Source organism: Aeromonas sp. R7-5 (assembly GCF_040908015.1).
Classification (GTDB): Bacteria; Pseudomonadota; Gammaproteobacteria; order Enterobacterales; family Aeromonadaceae; genus Aeromonas; species Aeromonas caviae.
Genome location: NZ_JBFOCZ010000034.1, coordinates 81,355 through 97,480, shown reverse-complemented (window position 1 = coordinate 97,480; position 16,126 = coordinate 81,355). Strand labels below are relative to the sequence as shown.

Sequence of the window (16,126 nt, the reverse complement as noted above, 5' to 3'; positions counted from 1 at the left end):
GACGCCAGCCAGCAGATGGAACATCTGGTTATGTGGGTGAGCAACAGAGATGAAAACGGTATGGAACTTTTGGTGCAGGGGAGAGGCGGTATGACCCCCGGGTCAGTGACTGCTTTGACAGATTTGTTAATTGAGGTTCAATATGCTGACACAGTTGTTTTCTAACGCCTTGTATTTGCATGATGTCAGCCAGGCCACGATGCAATGTCGTCGGGTCTGCCGGGTGAATCGATAGCGCCTCTGATGAGGGCAGGATATGCATATGGTCGAATCGGTCGATATCTCTGTCGTGGTACCCGCCAAGGATGAGCGGGACAATCTGGCCCCGCTTGTCGGCGAAATAGATGCCGCCCTTGGGGGCAGGTTCGAGTACGAACTGATCTATGTGGACGATGGCAGTGTGGACGACAGCCATGTGGTACTGCGCGATTTGCAGACGCGTTTCCCCAGGCTGAAGGTGCTACGCCATGTCCATGCCGTGGGCCAGAGCATGGCGGTGCTGAGCGGAGTGCGCCACGGGCGTGGCGACTGGCTGGTGGTACTCGACGGCGATGGTCAGAACGATCCCGCCGACATTCCCGCCATGCTGGAGGAGGCGATGCGCCGCTACCAGAGCGATCCATACCAGGTGGGCCTCATCGGCCACCGGGTCAACCGCCGTGACGACTGGGTCAAGCGCCTCTCTTCAAAGCTGGCCAACGGCTTTCGCGATCTGCTGCTGCGCGACGGCATTCCGGATACCGGCTGCGGGCTCAAGGTGGTGCGTCGCGACTGGTATCTGAAACTGCCCGCCTTCAATCACATGCACCGCTACATCCCCGCGCTGATCCAGGCACAAGGGGGGCGCATGGCGCCCTGGCCGGTCAACCACAGGCCACGCCAGGCGGGCATCTCCAAATACGGGGTCTGGAACCGGCTCTGGGTCGGGCTGGTGGACGTGGTCGGGGTCTGGTGGTTGCAGCGCCGATCCAAGGTGGTTGAAATCCGGGAGATGCTGGAGTGATGGACGCCTGGCTGTCTGTCCCCATCGACTGGCTGGACTGGACCGGGGTGCATGTCACCGGCTGGAAGCTGATCGGCTACACGGGGGCGCTGATGTTCGGCGGACGCTGGCTGGTGCAGTTTCTGGCGTCCAAGCGGGCTGGACGACCCGTCATCCCGCGCCTGTTCTGGTACATGAGCGTGATCGGCAGCCTGATGACGCTCAGCTACTTCACCTTCTCTCCCAAGCAGGACTCCGTCGGCGTGCTGCAAAACCTCTTCCCCACTTTCACCGCGCTCTACAGCCTCTATCTCGATATCCAGCATCGGGGCTGGCGGCGGGACAAGGCAGTGACCGGGGAGGCTCGTCATGGTGAGTGATCGCACCCTGCTCAATCAGACGTCCCTTGGCTGGTTGCTGCTAATCGCGCTGGTGGTGCTGGGGGCCGGGCTGGGTCTGCGGGACCCCTGGCCGGCGGACGAGCCGCGTTTCGCCCTGATCGCCCGGGAGATGGTGGAGAGCGGCCAGTGGCTCTTCCCCATGCGCGGCGGGGAGCTCTATCCGGACAAGCCGCCGCTGTTTATGTGGGGGATCGCGATCGGTTATGTGTTGACTGGCTCCATCAAGGTGGCCTTTCTGCTGCCCTCCCTGCTGGCGGGGTTGCTGACCCTGGTACTGGTGTGGGATCTGGGGCGCCGCCTGTGGGATCCGGCGACAGGATTTCTGGCGGGCTTGCTGCTGCTGTTCACCGTCCAGTTCACCCTGCAGGCCAAGACTGCCCAGATCGATGCCCTGGCGACGGCCTTCATCACCCTCGGTCTCTATGGTTTTCTGCGCTTCCTCCTCTGCGGTGGCGGGTGGCGCTGGTACTGGCTCGGCTGGTTTGCCGCAGGGCTTGGCGTCATCACCAAGGGGGTGGGAGTACTGGCCCTGCTGGTGCTGCTTCCCGCGCTCTGGACCCACAGGGCACAAATCCGCGCCGCGCCTTTGTCAGCCTGGCTGAAGGCCCTGCTCGGGCCGCTGGTCATGGCCCTGGCGATGGGCCTCTGGCTGGTCCCCATGCTGGAGGCCGTGACCCGAAGCGGGGATCCCCTCCTGCTGGCCTACAGAGACAACATACTGCTGCGCCAGACGGTGACTCGCTATACCAGCGCCTGGCACCACGTCAAACCCTTCTGGTACTACCTTACCTCGGTGATCCCGCCGTTCTGGCTGCCGCTCTCCCTGCTGCTGCCCTGGCTGGTGGTGGCCTGGCGGCGCGCCATTCGGGCGCAGGACAGGCGTATCCTGCTGCTGCTGGGTTATCTGGTGCTGGTGGTGCTGTTTTTCTCCTGCTCGCCGGGCAAGCGGGGCGTCTACATGACGCCCGGTACGCCCGCCCTGGCGCTCCTGACCGCACCCTTCATCGGCACCCTGCTGGTCCGGGTCTGGCCGGGGCGACTGCTGGCCGGGCTTGGCTGGCTGCTGGGAGGGGCAGGGCTGGTGGGGGCTCTGGTGCTGGCATTTAGCGACAGAGTGGCCAGCCGTCTGGGGGAACTGGGGCCGGATCCCTGGCTTCCCCTGCTGGTGCTGGGGGGATCCTTGCTGCTGATCAATGCCTGGCTTCGCCGGGCGCCACTGACCGCTATTCTCAGCTCCCTGGCGGTGGGGTGGCTGATCTACTCCTGCTGGATAAGCGTGCGCCTCAACGAGGTGCGCACCCCTCAGGCAGTCATGGCATTGGCGGCGCAGAAGGTGCCTGCGGGGGATGAACTGCTGCTGGCGGGCTTCAAGGAGCAACATCTGCTGTTTAGCCTGCAACCAGTGAAACATTACCCTTATCTGATGGGAGACGGGGAGCAGGCCCGGGAAGCTGCCGCCTGGATAGGGGCTGCCCCCGGGCGCTGGGTACTGGGGAGCGCCGACCTGATGGTGAGGTGTTTTGACCCCGCGAAGATGGAAAACCTCGGCAACCGTCACCGCACCGACTGGCTGCTGGCAGGCCCGAAGGCCCTCAAACCTGCCTGTCGTGGGCTCTCCCCCACCATGGTGCCCTTCAGCTATACCCCTTCATCCTGAGCGCAGGGTCTGAGCCAGGGGACCCTGCCACCTCGTTTGGCTCAGACCCGGTAGTAGTCCCGATACCAGCGGACAAAGCTGTCTACCCCTTCCTTGAGCCCGATACGGGGGCGATAGCCCGTGGCGTCGAACAGCGAGCCGGTGTCGGCCCAGGTGGCGAGCACGTCGCCGGGCTGCATGGGTAGCATGTTGCGGATGGCCCGTTTGCCGAGGGCCGCCTCGATGGCATCCACGAAGTCCAGCAGCCTGACCGGGCTGCCGTTGCCGATGTTGAAGAGGCGATAGGGGGCCGGGCTGGCGTCCGGGGCCCCCTGCCAGTGGGCATCGCCCGCGGGGGGGCTGTCTGAGATGCGCACTATCCCCTCGACGATGTCGTCGACATGGGTGAAATCCCGGCTGAGCTGGCCCTGGTTGTAGAGGTCGATGGGGTCGCCGTTCAGGATGGCGTGCACGAACTTGAACAGGGCCATGTCGGGCCGGCCCCAGGGGCCGTAGACGGTGAAAAAGCGCAGCCCGGTGGTGGGCAGGCCGTAGAGATGGGAGTAGGAGTGGGCCATCAGCTCCCCCGCCTTCTTGCTCGCCGCATAGAGGGAGACGGGATGATCCGCCCCATCGGACGGCTTGAACGGCATCTGTTCGTTCAGCCCGTAGACCGAGCTGGAGGAGGCATAGACCAGATGCTGCACCCGGGTCTGGCGACACCCCTCCAGCACGGTAAGGTGGCCGGTGAGGTTGCTGTCGGCGTAGGCGAAGGGGTTGTCCAGGGAGTAGCGCACCCCGGCCTGGGCCCCCAGATGGATCACCCGGTCAAACTGCTCGCGGGCAAAGAGCGAGGCCATGGCCGCGCGGTCCGCGAGATCGAGGTGTTCGAAGCGAAAGCCGGGTAGAGGCGTGAGCAGGGCGAGGCGCGCCTTCTTGAGACTCACCGCGTAGTAGTCGTTGAGGTTGTCTATCCCCACCACCTGATGGCCGTCGCCACAGAGCCTGCGCGCCACATGAAATCCGATAAACCCGGCGGCGCCGGTGACGAGGTACTTCATCGATCCTCCTGATGAGCCAGGCTGTCGCCACGGCCGATGGCATAGTAGGTGAAACCGCGCTGGCGCAGACGGGCCGGATCATAGAGGTTGCGGCCGTCGAAGATGATGGCCTGCTTCAGGGTCTGGCGAAGCAGGTCGAAATCCGGTGCGCGGAACTGTTGCCACTCGGTGCAGACGAGCAGGGCGTCAGCCCCCTGGAGGGCGGCTTCCTGGGTGTCGCACAGGATCAAATCTGCCCGCTGGCCATAGAGGCGGGCGGCCTCGGTCATGGCCTCGGGGTCGAACGCCTGCACCTTGCCTCCTGCCGCCCAGATCGCCTCCATCAGCACCCTGCTCGGGGCTTCGCGCATGTCGTCGGTATTGGGTTTGAAGGCGAGTCCCCATAACGCGAAGGTGCGCCCCGACAGACTGGCACCAAAATGGTGGTGCAGCCGGGTCATGAGCCTGTGCTTCTGCGCCTCGTTGACCCGCTCCACCGAGCGCAGCAGGGGGGTCTCGCACCCCGCCTCCTTCGCGGTGTGGATCAGCGCCCTGACATCCTTGGGGAAGCAGGAGCCGCCATAACCGCAGCCCGGGTAGATGAAGTGGTGGCCGATGCGCGGATCGGCACCGATACCCTTGCGTACCTCCTCGATATCGGCGCCCAGGGCTTCGGCCAGGGTGGCCATCTCGTTCATGAAGGAGATGCGGGTCGCCAGCATGGCGTTGGCGGCGTACTTGGTCAGTTCGGCGCTGCGTGCATCCATCCGCAGGATGCGGTCTCGCTTGCGGTTGAAGGGGGCGTAGAGCTCCTCCAGCAGGGAGAAGGCGTGATCGGAGTCGGTGCCGATGATGATGCGATCCGGCCGCAGGCAGTCGGCGACGGCGGCGCCCTCCTTGAGGAATTCGGGGTTGGAGACCACGTCGAGCGGAAGATCGAGACCACGGTCGGCGAGGCGCTCCGCAATGTGTTGCCGTACCCGGCTGGCGGTACCGACAGGGACAGTGCTCTTGTTGACCACCACCTTGCCCCCTTGCATCAGGCGGCCTATGGTGTCCGCCACCGCCATTACCTGATGGAGGTCGGCGGATCCGTCCTCGTCCGGCGGCGTTCCGACCGCGATGAAGATAAGCTCGGCAAACTCCACCGCCCGTGCCGGGTCTGTGGTGAAGATCAGGCGACCGGCCTGATGATTGCGCAGCACCAGAGGGGCGAGGCCGGGCTCGAAGAGGGGAATGCGCCCCTCTTTCAGGCCCGCGACCTTGTCGGCATCCACATCCACGCAGGCCACCTTGTGACCCATCTCCGCCAGTACGGCGGCCTGAACCAACCCGACATAACCTATTCCGAATACGGTGACTCTCATCCGCTGTTATTCCGCTGGCAGTGACAAGCGACTCATTCTAGAACGATTCGGGCGCGGGGGCAGCGGCCCGTTTCAGGTTTTTCAGCATCATGCCGGCGGTGAGTGTGGGACATTTTGGTGCAAGGATTGTAACGCCTGGATGACGCGCACCATTTTGGCGCGTGAAGAGTGGGACTTGTGATCCATCTCACTCAAATTGGAGACTGTCTGCATAACGAAGCCCCGGTTCACGGGGCTCGCTCCGCCCGACGGGCGGCCAACACTCTCTTGCTTCGCGACTGGATACCTGGTTATGGACAACACTTCACACTCTGCGCATCCACTGTATGAGGATGTGCTCGCCTTGCTGACCGCAGCAGGCTTCGTTTCCCTCGGCATCTTCCTGTTCCATCAGGTCGGCCTGCTCACCGGTGGCACCGCCGGCCTGGCGCTGCTGCTGCAACAGGTGACCGGCATCAGCTTCGGCCTGCTGTTCTTCGCCATGAACCTGCCTTTCTATGCCCTGGCCTGGCTCAGAATGGGGCCGCGTTTCACCCTCAATACCTTTGCCGCCGTGGCCACCGTCTCCTTCATGACAGATCACCTCAACGCCGTGCTGCAAATCGGCAAGATCGAACCCGTCTATGCGGCGCTGATCGGCGGCACCCTGATCGGCATGGGGCTGCTCATCATGTTCCGCCACAAGGCGAGCCTGGGGGGCTTCAACATCCTGGCGCTCTTCATTCAGGACAGATGGGGTGTGCGGGCAGGCAAGCTGCAAATGGGGCTGGATTGCGCCATCGTGGTTGCCTCTTTCTTCGTGGTCTCCCCCTGGCTGCTGGCGCTTTCCGTGGTGGCAGCCATCATCTGTAACCTGGTGTTGACACTCAATCACAAGCCGGGGCGCTACCAGATAGCCTGATGTGCCCAGGGGATTGCCCTGCTGGTCAGCCCAGGGCTGGATACCGCAAAAAGACAGAGCGCCTGATGGCGCTCTGTTGCTATCTGCCCCCCGGGTGTCACACCACCATGGGGACGCCGCTCTCGGGGTGGTGGATCACCTGGGCGGGGTAGTCGTAGAGGCGCGCGATGAGCGCCGGGGTCAGCACCTCGCCTGCGCTGCCGTCAGCCATCAGCCTGCCCTGCTCCAGCATCACCAGCCTATCGGCGTAGCGGGCTGCCAGATTGAGATCGTGCAACACCACCAGCACGGCGGTGTTGCGGCCGGCCAGCGCCCGGGCCATGGCGAGCAACTGGTGCTGGTATTTGAGATCCAGCGCCGAGGTGGGCTCGTCCAGCAGCAGAAGCCGCGCTTGCTGCGGTTCCTCCGGTGCCTGCCAGATCTGGGCCAGCACCCGGGCGAACTGCACTCGTTGACGTTCCCCGCCTGAAAGGCCGGGATAGAGGCGGTTCGCCAGATGGTCGACCCCGGCGTGGGTCATGGCGGCGCGGACTATCTCGTCGCGCCGGCTGGCAGGCTCGCTGTGGGGCAGCCGGCCCATGGCTACCACCTCTTCGCACAGGAAGGGGAAGCTCAAGGAGGAGCTTTGCGGCAGCACACCGACCCGGTGGGCCAGAGCGTTGTCGGCCCACCCCCTGCGGGTCTGGCCGAACAGGTGGATCTCCCCTTCATGTTCCAGCTCGCCGGTCAGGCACTTGAGCAGCGAGCTTTTGCCCGCCCCGTTGGGGCCGAGCAGGGCGGTCAGGCTGCCGGCATGCAGGTCGAGATCTAGGTTGTCCAGGATAAGTCGGTTGCCGCGACTGAGGCGAAGGCCCCGGCAACTGAGCAGGGGGGAGGGGGATCTGGGCAAAGTGGCGATCTCCTGTTACAGGGTTCGGCGGCTCTTGACCAAGAGCCAGATGAAGAAGGGGGCACCCAGCAGGGCGGTGATGATGCCGACGGGCAGCTCGGCCGGAGCGAGCAGGGTGCGTGCCAGCATGTCGGCCCCCAGCAGCAGGCCAGCCCCCAACAGGGCAGACAGCGGCAACAGGCGGACATGGTTGGGACCGGCCAGCAGCCGTACCAGATGGGGAACCACCAGACCGACAAAGCCGATCATGCCAGCCACCGCCACCGCCACGCCGACACCGGCAGCAGTGAGCAGGATGAGGCGACGCTTCAGCATCTGCACGTTCACCCCCAGATGCCGTGCCTCTCCCTCTCCCAGCAGCAGGGCGTTGAGGGGATTGGCATCGCGCATGAACAGCAGCAGCAAAGTGACCAGGGTCAGCAGCGCCAGCGTCACATCGACCGGCTTGCCTGCCGCCAGGGAGCCCATCTGCCACAGACTCAAGTTGCGCAGCATCTGATCGTCGGCGAGATAGGTGAGCAGTCCGATGACGGCGCCGGAGAGCGCCGTGATGGCCACCCCGGCCAGCAGCATCACGGTGACCGAGGTGCCCCCTTCCCGGGTACCCAGCAGATAGACGAGGGTGGTGGTGAGGGCTCCGCCGAGAAAGGCGAGCAGGGGCAGCAACCCCAGGCCGAGCAGGCTCTGCAGGTGCGAGCCCAGCGGGGCGAGCAACACGATAGCCAGGGCTGCGCCGAGTGCCGCCCCACCCGACACCCCTATGATGCCGGGGTCTGCCAGGGGGTTGCGAAACAGTCCCTGCATGACGGCGCCGCAGAGGCCGAGAATGCCCCCCACGGCGATGCAGAGCAGGGTTCGTGGTAGACGGATCTCCTGCACGATCAATAATTTGTGAGCCTCAATCCCGCTCTGTGGTCCGGCAAACAGGGCGCGCAGGCTCTCGCCAAGGGAGAGGGACATGGGGCCGGTCGCGAGGGACCCGACCAGCAGCAACGCCAGCGCGCAGCCGGTCAGGGCGAGCAGCCAGGGCAGAGGCAGGCGCATCAGGAACCCTGCTTGATCCACTGGGCGATCTGGTTCGCCTGTTGCAGGGAACGAAGGCTGAGGCCCCCTTGCAGGGCATGTCCGTCGATGGCGTGGATGGCCTTGTTCTTGCCTGCCGGGGTGGCTGACAGGGCGGGCACCTGACTCAGGACGGCGTCGGGATCCTGATACTGCTGCCAGTCGCGGCCGCTCACCAGCACCAGATCAGGTTGCAGCTCGATGAGGGATTCGGTGGAGACGGGCTTGTAGTCGTGGAGCCCAGCCACCGGATTGACGCCGCCCGCCAGGGTGACGAGGGCGCTGGCGGTGGTGTTGCCGCCGGCGATGCTGGTGGGCTGACCCTTGTGCAGCAGCAGGAAGGCGACCTTGAGGGGCTTGTTCTGCTTCGCCTGCGCCGCCAGGGTGTCGCTTTGGGCGGCAATTTCCTCCTTGAGCTTGCTCCCTGCCGCCTGGTCACCCAGGAGATGGGCCAGGGTGTCGATACGCTCGTTGAGGTTGGCCAGCGTAGGGGCTGTGGCCATGACCTCGACCTTGACGTTGGCACGGCGCAACTGATCAAGCGTGCTGTTCGGGCCCATCTCGTCGCTGCCGACCACTAGGGTCGGAGAGAGGCTCAGGATCCCTTCGGCGGCGAGGGCGCGGTGATAGCCGACCTTGGGCACGCCTCTGGGCTCCGGACTGCTGACATCGGTGGCGACCAGGCTCTGCTCGCCTCCCAGTGCCAGGATGAGTTCCGTGGTGGCCGGGCCTATGCTGACGATACGCTCCACCGCCATGACGGATGGGGAAGAGAGGGAAAGGGCACAGCCGAGCAGGCTGAATGCGAGGGCAAAACGACGGCCCATGCGAACCTCCGAAGGGTGAATGAAATAGGGTTGCCGCCGAGAATATCAAGTCGTCCATCAAAATGCACTGAGAATGAAAGCGATTATCAATTGCGTTACTTGGGGCGCTTTATTACAGTATCCGCCGCGACACCGAGCACCATCGCCAGATCATCCAGGGAGAACCGATGAGCATTGCACAACGCATTCACGCGCTGCTGGAGCAAGACCCCAGCGCCCACCCATCCACCCTCGCCACCGAGCTGGCCGTCAGCGAGTGGGAGGTGGTACGCAATCTGCCTGCCGCCCTGATGACGCAAGTGCCGGCCGGGGAGGCCGAAGCCCTGCTGGTGGACCTGTCCAGCTGGGGTCAGGTGACCACCATCGTCGAATCCGATGGCTCCATCTTCGAGGTGAAGGCTCCCTTCCCCAAGGGCAAGAACGCGCGCGGCTACTACAACCTGATGGGGCGGGACGGCGAACTGCACGGCCACCTCAAGCTCGACAACGTGGCGGGCATCGCCCTGGTCAGCAAGCTCTTCATGGGCAAGGAAGGGCACTCCTTCCAGTTCTTCGGCCACAGTGGCCGCTGCATTTTCAAGATCTACCTGGGCCGGGACGAGCAGCGTCAACTGCTGCCTGAGCAGGTGGAGCGTTTCATGGCCCTGCGCCGTCAGTATCAAGAGGAAGTGAAAGCATGAGTGAACGTCAGGAGCGCCTGCAAAACCGCCTGCAACCTGAGATCCGCGAGTTCCGCGACGGTTGCCGTACCCTGCAGCTCGCCACTGTGGATGGCGAAGGCAACCCCAATGCCAGCTATGCCCCCTTCGTGCTGCAGGAAGATGGATACTATGTGCTCATCTCCGAGATAGCTCGCCACGCCCGCAACCTGCAACAGGTGCCCAAGGTATCGCTGATGCTGATCGAGGACGAAACCGGGGCCCGCGAGCTGTTTGCCCGCAAGCGTCTGACCTTCGATGCGGTCGCCGAGGTGGTGGCGCGCGACGACGCACGCTGGGAGAAGGCCGTTGCGGCGCTGGAAGGGCGCTTCGGCGAGATAGTCAAAGGGCTCTCCAACCTCAAGGACTTCGTGCTGTTTAGGCTCAAGCCCGAGCAGGGACTGTTCGTCAAGGGATTCGGTCAGGCGTTCCGTGTCTCCGGCGACGAACTGGTGGACTTCGTTCACCTGGTGGAAGGGCACAAACGCATCGACAATGGCGCCGAGCTGACCAGCCCGGCGGATGAACCCGTTTGAGGGAACAATCAGCGAAATGAGAAACGGGCAGCCTGGGCTGCCCGTTTTGTTGTTATGTCCCGGGTTACTCCTGCCAGCCTGCCTGGTTGGGGAAGGCATCGCGATCGGCCTGGCTGGCGCTCTCGTTGCATTCTCCGCGGATCTTCCAGGAGGTCTGGCTGAGGACGATATAGCCGCTTCGGCAATACTTGCGCGTGGCCAGCATCTGGGTGAGCTGCTCGTCCTGCAGGGCTTCCCGGCGTTCCAGCAGGCTCTTGTCGCGGCGGCTCAGCCGGTTGTCATCTCCCTCCTGCAACCGGGTGGGCAGGACGTCGAGAGGGGCGGCCTCGAAGGTGAAGCGCTTGCTCCCGTCGTCGCTGATATGGGTGTGGAACAGGGGGGCCGGGCCATCGGGTGCTGCCCCCGGCAAGCCGGAGCAGGCGGTGAGCGCCGGTAACAGCAGCGTGAGGGCAACGGCAGAGAGTAGACGCACACAAGACTCCAATCGGGTGTTCACATCAGGACGGGCAGCTTAACACGCCCGCTCGGGTTGAATGGTGGCCAGCAGCTCATCCGTCGTGAGCAGGGTCACGCTTCTGCCTTGAGGCAGGCTCAGATGCCGCCACATGAAGTGGTGGTGCTGGATGATCTGCTCCGCACTCAGGTGCGGCCTGTCCGCCGTGGTATGGGCGTCGGTCACCGCAAAGGCGTCAAAGCCCCTGGCGGCGGCGCTGCGCAACGTGGTATCGACGCAAAAGTCGGTGGCACAGCCGCAGATGAGCAGTCTGTCTACCGACTGCTCTGCCAGCAAGAAGCCGAGCTCGGTGTCGAGGAAGCTGTCACAGGCGGTCTTGCGCACCCGGCTGTCGTTGGGAGACGGGGCCAGATCGGCGTGCAGTTGCCAGCCCGCACTGCCAGGTTCCAGCTCGGAACCCGGTTCGTCGTGTTGCACATAGATGACCCGTCCGTGTTGGCCCCGCACGCGATCGGCCAGACGATTGATGTTGGCGATGACCTGGGCATCCTGATGGCGGGGGTTATCGAACAACCCCTGTTGCATGTCGATGACGAGTAACACATCCATATGAAATCCTTGGGCTATTTTGAGGGTTGCAACCATTGGCTGCAGTCACGGCTTCGGGATTGATGCAGTGCGCCCATATCTTGCTTCATTTCCTTTGCATTTAGCCAGCGTTCCGGCAGGGGAGCGATGTGGACCCTGACATCGGCGTCTCTCCCGGGGGCTGTCTCGTCACCGGTTTGCGGCACGATGAGTGCCACCTTGAGTGCCGGATTGCGGCTGGCGATGCGACTGGCGATCCCGAGTCCCCCCTCCACGTGGAAGTTGCCTGCGATATGCATGATGCGCCTGCCGGGATGCTTGCCCAGATAATCCACCATGCTTTCGGCCATGGTGTCGTCCCAGCTGGTCTGGGCGGCGAAGCGACGGGCGTTGCCGTCCGCATCCCCATGGTGCATGGAGGCCATGAACTTCTGGCGGTAGCCGTCATCCCCCAGAGTCAGCTCGCGGGCAATCTGGCTGCGGCGATTGGCCGGCAGTTTGTCGAGCCAGGCTGGTCCCTCCTGACCGACGCAGCTCACCAGGGGTTTGGGGGCATTGGCGGCGATCACTGGCAGGTGCTGCGCCTTGGCGAATTCCACCAGAGGGCGGTAATCACTCTGGTAGTTGGGCCAGGCATGGCCATCTCGAATGAGGGCTGATTCGCCGATGCGTCCGGCCAGGTAGGCATCCAGCACCGGCTGATCGGCGCGGCTGAACTGCTCCATGGAGAGTACCAGGGCCCGGCCATCGGCTTGCGACATCTCGTCAAGCCCCGCCAGCAGACGTGCCTGCAACAGATGGATGGCCGGGTGAGTGTGAAGCTCCCCCACCAGCACGATGTCGGCATCCGCCACCCGCGCCACCGCCTGCTCGAAGGTCAGCGCCTGCCCCTGGGCCGTATCGAGCCGTGCGTGATAGAGGGTCTCGGGTGGGGTGTTCTGCGGCGTGGTGGTGCAGGCGGCCAGCAGCAGGGGCAGGGCGAGCAGGGGGAGTCGTCGGATCATGGTTACTCACTCACGAAACAGGGGATGGGAAAAGGCTGCACCATGGGATGGCGGCATGGCGAGCAAAAAGTGGCGCCAGTGTAAGGGGGAATGACGATAAAGTGAAATGAGAATGATTCACTTTATTATTGATCTTTGTCTCTGGCGGGGTAATATGCCTTCCGCTTGATAATAATTCTCAATAAGGACTTTGCAGTGGCGCACAACAACACCCCCTCCCTGATAGCCCTCGCCGTGGTGGCCGGGCTGATTTCCCCCGCTTTCGCCGCAGACAAGAAAGCCGATGAAGTCATGGTCGTCAGCGGCTCCCGGATGGAACAGAAGCTGGAAGATGTTTCCGGTCCCATCGCCGTCATTACCTCGGAGCAGATTGAAGAGCAGGTCGTCAGCAACGTCGCCGATCTGTTCCGCTATGAGCCCGGGGTGAGCGTGCAGGGAGGCGCAGGAGATGCCCAAACCTTCACCATTCGCGGCATGAGCGAAAACCGGGTCAAGGTGGTGCAGGACGGTGTGCGCCAGAACGATGCCTACAAGAATGGCGGCGTGGGTCAGACCTACTTCGACACCGACATGATCAAGCAGGTGGAAGTGGCCAAAGGGCCGGCCTCGGCCGCTTACGGTTCCGATGCTCTGGGAGGCGTCATTGCCATCACCACCAAGGATGCTGGCGACTTCCTCAAGGGTCGCGACAGCTATCTGGATGCGACCACGGGTTATGCCTCCAGCAGCCACCAGAGAATGGCCGGCATCACGGGGGCGCTGCGCACCGGGGAAGTCGAGAACCTGCTGCGCTACACCTGGCGCGATGGCGGTGTCACCCAGAATTATGACGGCGACAAGAACGAGTTCGACATCGTCAGCCAGGCCGTGCTGTTCAAGAGCAAGTGGAATCTCTCCGATGATCAGTTCCTGAAACTGACGGTGGATTACTTCACCGAGGGGCAGGATCCGGATGCCATCGATCTGACCAAGGCGGGCTCCGTCTTCAACCAGCCCATTACCGACAAGGAGACCGACAACCTCTCCCTGGTACTGGATCATGGCCTCGCCCTGAACGCCCCCTGGGCGGATCGCGTGGACAGCAAGATCTACTACAGCCGCGCCAAGCAGACCCTGGATCAGTACGCTTCGTCCAAGTATCCGGTCATGCCGGGCAACCCCTATGTGACCAAGAACTCCTTGGATCACAACGGTTTCGAGCAGGAGAGCCTGGGCGCCCAGGTGAAGTTCAACAAGGCGCTCGCCAGCCAGCGTCTGGCCTGGGGCCTGGAATACGAGCACACCGACAACGAGCGCACCCGCTTCAAGGGGCCGACCGTTCCGGGTGACTTCGTCGGCTACAACGAGCTGAGCTTCCCCTCCACCACCAGCGAGCGCAGTGCGCTCTGGGCCTTTGACGAGATCAAGTTCGGCGAGCGCTGGGTGCTGACCCCGGGCGTGCGTTACGACTACTACAAGATGACCCCGGACGAGGATCCCGCCTACACGGGCGAGAACATGAAGAAGATCTCCGAAGGGGAGTTCTCTCCCAAGCTGGGGCTGGTGTTCAAGGCGCACGAGGCGGCGAACCTGTTCGCCCAGTACAGCCACGGCTTCAAGGCGCCCATGTATGACAACGCCTTCTCCACCCTGAACCACCAGGCGTATGGCTATCGCATCGAGCCCAACCCGAACCTCAAGCCAGAGAGCAGCGACGGCATCGATCTGGGGGTGCGCGGCAGCCGTGGCGGGTTCAGCTATGAAGTGGCCACCTTCTACAACAAGTTCGACGACTTCATCGAGCTGACGGCCGTGGGCACCGAAGGCCGTACCGCCCTCTATCAGTACCAGAACCTGGACAAGGCGACCACCAAGGGGGCCGAGGCCAAGGCGGACTACTGGTTGAACGAGCTGGTCAACGTCTGGGGCAACCTGGCCTACATCGAGGGCAAGGATGGCGAGGGCAACTACATCAACAGCCTGAGCCCCCTGAACGGCAGCGTCGGGGTGCGTCTGGAGCAGCCGAACTGGAACATCAACACCGCATTGCGCTTTGCCGACGACATGGACAAGGTGGGCAAGGATGCGCGAGGCAACGACAACATCAAGAGCGCAGGCTGGGGCGTGGTGGATCTCTATGCCCAGTTCAAGCCGGTGCAGGACCTGCAGCTCAACGTGGGGGTATTCAACCTGTTTGACAAGGAGTACGTGAGCTACGAGAGCATCACCGGCCTTGCCGCCACCGCGGATACCAGCAAGCAGACCGAGCCTGGCCGCAACCTCAGTGCACGGGTCAAGTACGTGTTCTGATGGTCGTGGACCAGCATGCAGGAAAAGGGGCCCTCGGGCCCCTTTTGTCATGAAGGTCGGCGTCTGCAAAAAAGAAACCCGCCAGGGGCGGGTGGAAGGATTGCAACACTCATCAGGAAGCGGTGTTACCCAATAGACAGGGGGATGTGACAAAGGTTCAACTTTATTGATATTTATGGTTTTTATCTGTCATGCCGCCTGGGGATCCCCGCCCCGAAATCGGTTATCATTTGTGCCCCTTGTCATGCAGCCCGAGCCTCTATGCCCGCGTTCTCCTGGTTAGCCCTGTTTTTTGGTGCCTTCTACTTCGTTTATGGCGCCTACCTGCCGTTCTGGTCGCTCTGGCTGGAAGGCATCGGGGTGAGTACTGAACAGATAGGGCTGTTGCTGGGGGTGGGCATGGCCATCCGCTTTGCCGGCAACCTGATGGTGATGGGGCGAGTCAAGGGGGCCGGCCAGTTGCTGCCCGTCACCCGGCTGCTCTGTCTGCTGAGTCTGCTGGCCTTCCTCGGTTTCTATCTGGGCCACAGCCTCTGGTGGCTGGTGGTGCTGACCCTGGCGGCCAACTTCATCTACCCGACCCTGATGCCCATGGGAGAGGCGCTTGCCACCCGCATGGTGGTTCAGACCCACCTCGACTACGGCAAGGTGCGGCTGTGCGGCTCCTTTGCCTTTATCGTCGCCTCCACCCTGGTGGGGGCCCTGGTGGGCAACTTTGGCAGCGACTGGGTGCTGCACACCATGGTGGCCGGGCTGCTGATCATGCTGGGGCTCAGTCTGCTGCCGCTGCGACCCGCCCCCCGGGAGCTGCAAGGGGAGCGGGCCAAGGCCTCGCTGCTCGTCACGCTCAGGTCGGCCCCGGTGCGCCGCTTCCTGCTCATCACCGCCCTGCTGCAGGGGAGTCATGCGGCCTACTACGGTTTCAGCGCCATCTACTGGAAGAGCGCCGGCTACAGCGGCACCCTGATCGGGTATCTATGGGCTCTGGGAGTGGTGGCGGAGATCGCCATGTTCGCCGCGGACAAGCGCTTCCTCCAGCGCTTCGGCGCCCAGACCCTGTTTCTGGTGGGGGCCCTTGGCTGCGTGGTGCGCTGGGTGCTGCTCGGCAGTTCTACTGACCTGGCGGTGCTGGTGCTCGGCCAGCTGCTGCACGGGGTCACCTTCTGCGTCAGTCACCTCGGCGCCATCCGCTTCATGACCCGCCAGTTGCCCGCGGAGCAGCAGATCCCCACCCAGGCGCTCTATGCGGCGCTCGGCCTCGGCATGACGGTGGCGGCCCTGATGGCGATCTGCGGCGTGCTGTTCGAGCCGCTGGGAGGCGGCATCTTCTTTATCATGGTGCTGGTAGTGCTGCCGGTCTTCGTGTTGCGGCTGCGTGAGGAGAGCCCTGAACAGGGCCGATGACACAGGTCTGCCGGTCTCTGGCGCGGCAGGCCTCCGACTTATCTGGAA

General features: G+C 63.5%; 16 protein-coding genes. 8 read left to right on the top strand and 8 right to left on the bottom strand.

The window, feature by feature from the left end; all coding sequences use genetic code 11:
- Positions 1–262: 262 nt before the first annotated feature.
- Genes AB5Y53_RS19445 through AB5Y53_RS19435 form a run of 3 tightly spaced genes read left to right on the top strand, consistent with a single transcriptional unit; the run spans position 263 to position 3,040 of the window.
- Complete coding sequence (locus tag AB5Y53_RS19445) at positions 263–1,003, top strand: glycosyltransferase family 2 protein (protein WP_124813446.1); 741 nt, start codon at positions 263–265, stop codon at positions 1,001–1,003.
- Positions 1,003–1,362, top strand: a complete 360-nt coding sequence (locus tag AB5Y53_RS19440) for a lipid-A-disaccharide synthase N-terminal domain-containing protein (RefSeq protein WP_368183005.1) — start codon at positions 1,003–1,005, stop codon at positions 1,360–1,362. Before AB5Y53_RS19445 ends, AB5Y53_RS19440 begins: the two co-directional genes overlap by 1 nt.
- Positions 1,352–3,040 (top strand): ArnT family glycosyltransferase, encoded by a 1,689-nt coding sequence (locus AB5Y53_RS19435; protein ID WP_368182969.1) that lies wholly within the window; start codon positions 1,352–1,354, stop codon positions 3,038–3,040. The genes AB5Y53_RS19440 and AB5Y53_RS19435 overlap by 11 nt, the downstream gene beginning before the upstream one ends.
- A gap of 41 nt (positions 3,041–3,081) precedes the next feature.
- Here AB5Y53_RS19435 and AB5Y53_RS19430 read toward each other — a convergent pair whose 3' ends face one another.
- Together AB5Y53_RS19430 and AB5Y53_RS19425 are read right to left on the bottom strand one after the other, a co-directional pair.
- Positions 3,082–4,080: an NAD-dependent epimerase gene (locus AB5Y53_RS19430; protein WP_368182967.1), complete on the bottom strand. Its 999-nt coding sequence runs from the start codon at positions 4,078–4,080 to the stop codon at positions 3,082–3,084.
- The gene (locus AB5Y53_RS19425) at positions 4,077–5,426 is read right to left on the bottom strand and encodes a UDP-glucose/GDP-mannose dehydrogenase family protein (protein WP_368182965.1); all 1,350 of its coding nucleotides are present in this window, start codon (positions 5,424–5,426) and stop codon (positions 4,077–4,079) included. The genes AB5Y53_RS19430 and AB5Y53_RS19425 overlap by 4 nt, the downstream gene beginning before the upstream one ends.
- A 292-nt stretch (positions 5,427–5,718) precedes the next feature.
- Between AB5Y53_RS19425 and AB5Y53_RS19420 the strand changes: the two genes are divergently transcribed.
- Positions 5,719–6,327, top strand: a complete 609-nt coding sequence (locus AB5Y53_RS19420; protein ID WP_324038480.1) for a YitT family protein — start codon at positions 5,719–5,721, stop codon at positions 6,325–6,327.
- Positions 6,328–6,424: 97 nt separating this feature from the next.
- Here the strand turns inward: AB5Y53_RS19420 and AB5Y53_RS19415 are convergent, their stop codons facing one another.
- From AB5Y53_RS19415 to AB5Y53_RS19405, 3 genes are read right to left on the bottom strand one after another with little or no spacing between them, the layout of a single operon-like run.
- The gene (locus AB5Y53_RS19415) at positions 6,425–7,216 is read right to left on the bottom strand and encodes a heme ABC transporter ATP-binding protein (RefSeq protein ID WP_368182964.1); all 792 of its coding nucleotides are present in this window, start codon (positions 7,214–7,216) and stop codon (positions 6,425–6,427) included.
- 15 nt (positions 7,217–7,231) lie between these two features.
- Complete coding sequence (locus AB5Y53_RS19410) at positions 7,232–8,263, bottom strand: FecCD family ABC transporter permease (RefSeq protein ID WP_368183003.1); 1,032 nt, start codon at positions 8,261–8,263, stop codon at positions 7,232–7,234.
- On the bottom strand, positions 8,260–9,105 hold the full coding sequence (locus AB5Y53_RS19405; RefSeq protein ID WP_041214611.1) for a hemin ABC transporter substrate-binding protein: 846 nt from the start codon (positions 9,103–9,105) through the stop codon (positions 8,260–8,262). Before AB5Y53_RS19405 ends, AB5Y53_RS19410 begins: the two co-directional genes overlap by 4 nt.
- Positions 9,106–9,272: 167 nt before the next feature.
- On the opposite strand from AB5Y53_RS19405, the gene hutX reads away from it, so the two are divergent.
- Both hutX and hutZ read left to right on the top strand, forming a co-directional pair.
- The gene (gene hutX / locus AB5Y53_RS19400) at positions 9,273–9,785 is read left to right on the top strand and encodes a heme utilization cystosolic carrier protein HutX (protein ID WP_368182963.1); all 513 of its coding nucleotides are present in this window, start codon (positions 9,273–9,275) and stop codon (positions 9,783–9,785) included.
- Entirely contained in the window at positions 9,782–10,339 is a 558-nt protein-coding gene (gene hutZ / locus AB5Y53_RS19395; RefSeq protein WP_010673228.1) for a heme utilization protein HutZ, read from the top strand. The genes hutX and hutZ overlap by 4 nt, the downstream gene beginning before the upstream one ends.
- A 64-nt stretch (positions 10,340–10,403) precedes the next feature.
- Here hutZ and AB5Y53_RS19390 read toward each other — a convergent pair whose 3' ends face one another.
- The 3 genes from AB5Y53_RS19390 to AB5Y53_RS19380 are packed head-to-tail and all read right to left on the bottom strand — an operon-like array spanning position 10,404 to position 12,385.
- Entirely contained in the window at positions 10,404–10,811 is a 408-nt protein-coding gene (locus AB5Y53_RS19390; RefSeq protein ID WP_010673229.1) for a hypothetical protein, read from the bottom strand.
- A gap of 39 nt (positions 10,812–10,850) precedes the next feature.
- On the bottom strand, positions 10,851–11,402 hold the full coding sequence (locus AB5Y53_RS19385) for a cysteine hydrolase family protein (protein WP_279966331.1): 552 nt from the start codon (positions 11,400–11,402) through the stop codon (positions 10,851–10,853).
- Positions 11,403–11,416: 14 nt separating this feature from the next.
- Positions 11,417–12,385 (bottom strand): ChaN family lipoprotein, encoded by a 969-nt coding sequence (locus tag AB5Y53_RS19380; protein WP_368182962.1) that lies wholly within the window; start codon positions 12,383–12,385, stop codon positions 11,417–11,419.
- A gap of 195 nt (positions 12,386–12,580) precedes the next feature.
- Here AB5Y53_RS19380 and AB5Y53_RS19375 point away from each other — a divergent pair, with 195 nt between their 5' ends.
- Both AB5Y53_RS19375 and AB5Y53_RS19370 read left to right on the top strand, forming a co-directional pair.
- Complete coding sequence (locus AB5Y53_RS19375) at positions 12,581–14,674, top strand: TonB-dependent hemoglobin/transferrin/lactoferrin family receptor (RefSeq protein WP_368182959.1); 2,094 nt, start codon at positions 12,581–12,583, stop codon at positions 14,672–14,674.
- Positions 14,675–14,935: 261 nt separating this feature from the next.
- The gene (locus AB5Y53_RS19370) at positions 14,936–16,078 is read left to right on the top strand and encodes a 3-phenylpropionate MFS transporter (RefSeq protein ID WP_010673233.1); all 1,143 of its coding nucleotides are present in this window, start codon (positions 14,936–14,938) and stop codon (positions 16,076–16,078) included.
- Positions 16,079–16,126: the final 48 nt, after the last annotated feature.

Excerpts from the sequence above, each read along its gene's own strand:
- AB5Y53_RS19435 (WP_368182969.1), top strand. The coding sequence starts at position 1,352 with ATGGTGAGTGATCGCACCCTGCTCAATCAGACGTCCCTTGGCTGGTTG.
- AB5Y53_RS19420 (WP_324038480.1), top strand. The coding sequence starts at position 5,719 with ATGGACAACACTTCACACTCTGCGCATCCACTGTATGAGGATGTGCTC.
- AB5Y53_RS19425 (WP_368182965.1), bottom strand. The coding sequence starts at position 5,426 with ATGAGAGTCACCGTATTCGGAATAGGTTATGTCGGGTTGGTTCAGGCC.
- AB5Y53_RS19445 (WP_124813446.1), top strand. The coding sequence starts at position 263 with ATGGTCGAATCGGTCGATATCTCTGTCGTGGTACCCGCCAAGGATGAG.
- AB5Y53_RS19405 (WP_041214611.1), bottom strand. The coding sequence starts at position 9,105 with ATGGGCCGTCGTTTTGCCCTCGCATTCAGCCTGCTCGGCTGTGCCCTT.
- AB5Y53_RS19385 (WP_279966331.1), bottom strand. The coding sequence starts at position 11,402 with ATGGATGTGTTACTCGTCATCGACATGCAACAGGGGTTGTTCGATAAC.
- AB5Y53_RS19370 (WP_010673233.1), top strand. The coding sequence starts at position 14,936 with ATGCCCGCGTTCTCCTGGTTAGCCCTGTTTTTTGGTGCCTTCTACTTC.
- AB5Y53_RS19380 (WP_368182962.1), bottom strand. The coding sequence starts at position 12,385 with ATGATCCGACGACTCCCCCTGCTCGCCCTGCCCCTGCTGCTGGCCGCC.
- hutX (WP_368182963.1), top strand. The coding sequence starts at position 9,273 with ATGAGCATTGCACAACGCATTCACGCGCTGCTGGAGCAAGACCCCAGC.
- hutZ (WP_010673228.1), top strand. The coding sequence starts at position 9,782 with ATGAGTGAACGTCAGGAGCGCCTGCAAAACCGCCTGCAACCTGAGATC.
- AB5Y53_RS19430 (WP_368182967.1), bottom strand. The coding sequence starts at position 4,080 with ATGAAGTACCTCGTCACCGGCGCCGCCGGGTTTATCGGATTTCATGTG.
- AB5Y53_RS19440 (WP_368183005.1), top strand. The coding sequence starts at position 1,003 with ATGGACGCCTGGCTGTCTGTCCCCATCGACTGGCTGGACTGGACCGGG.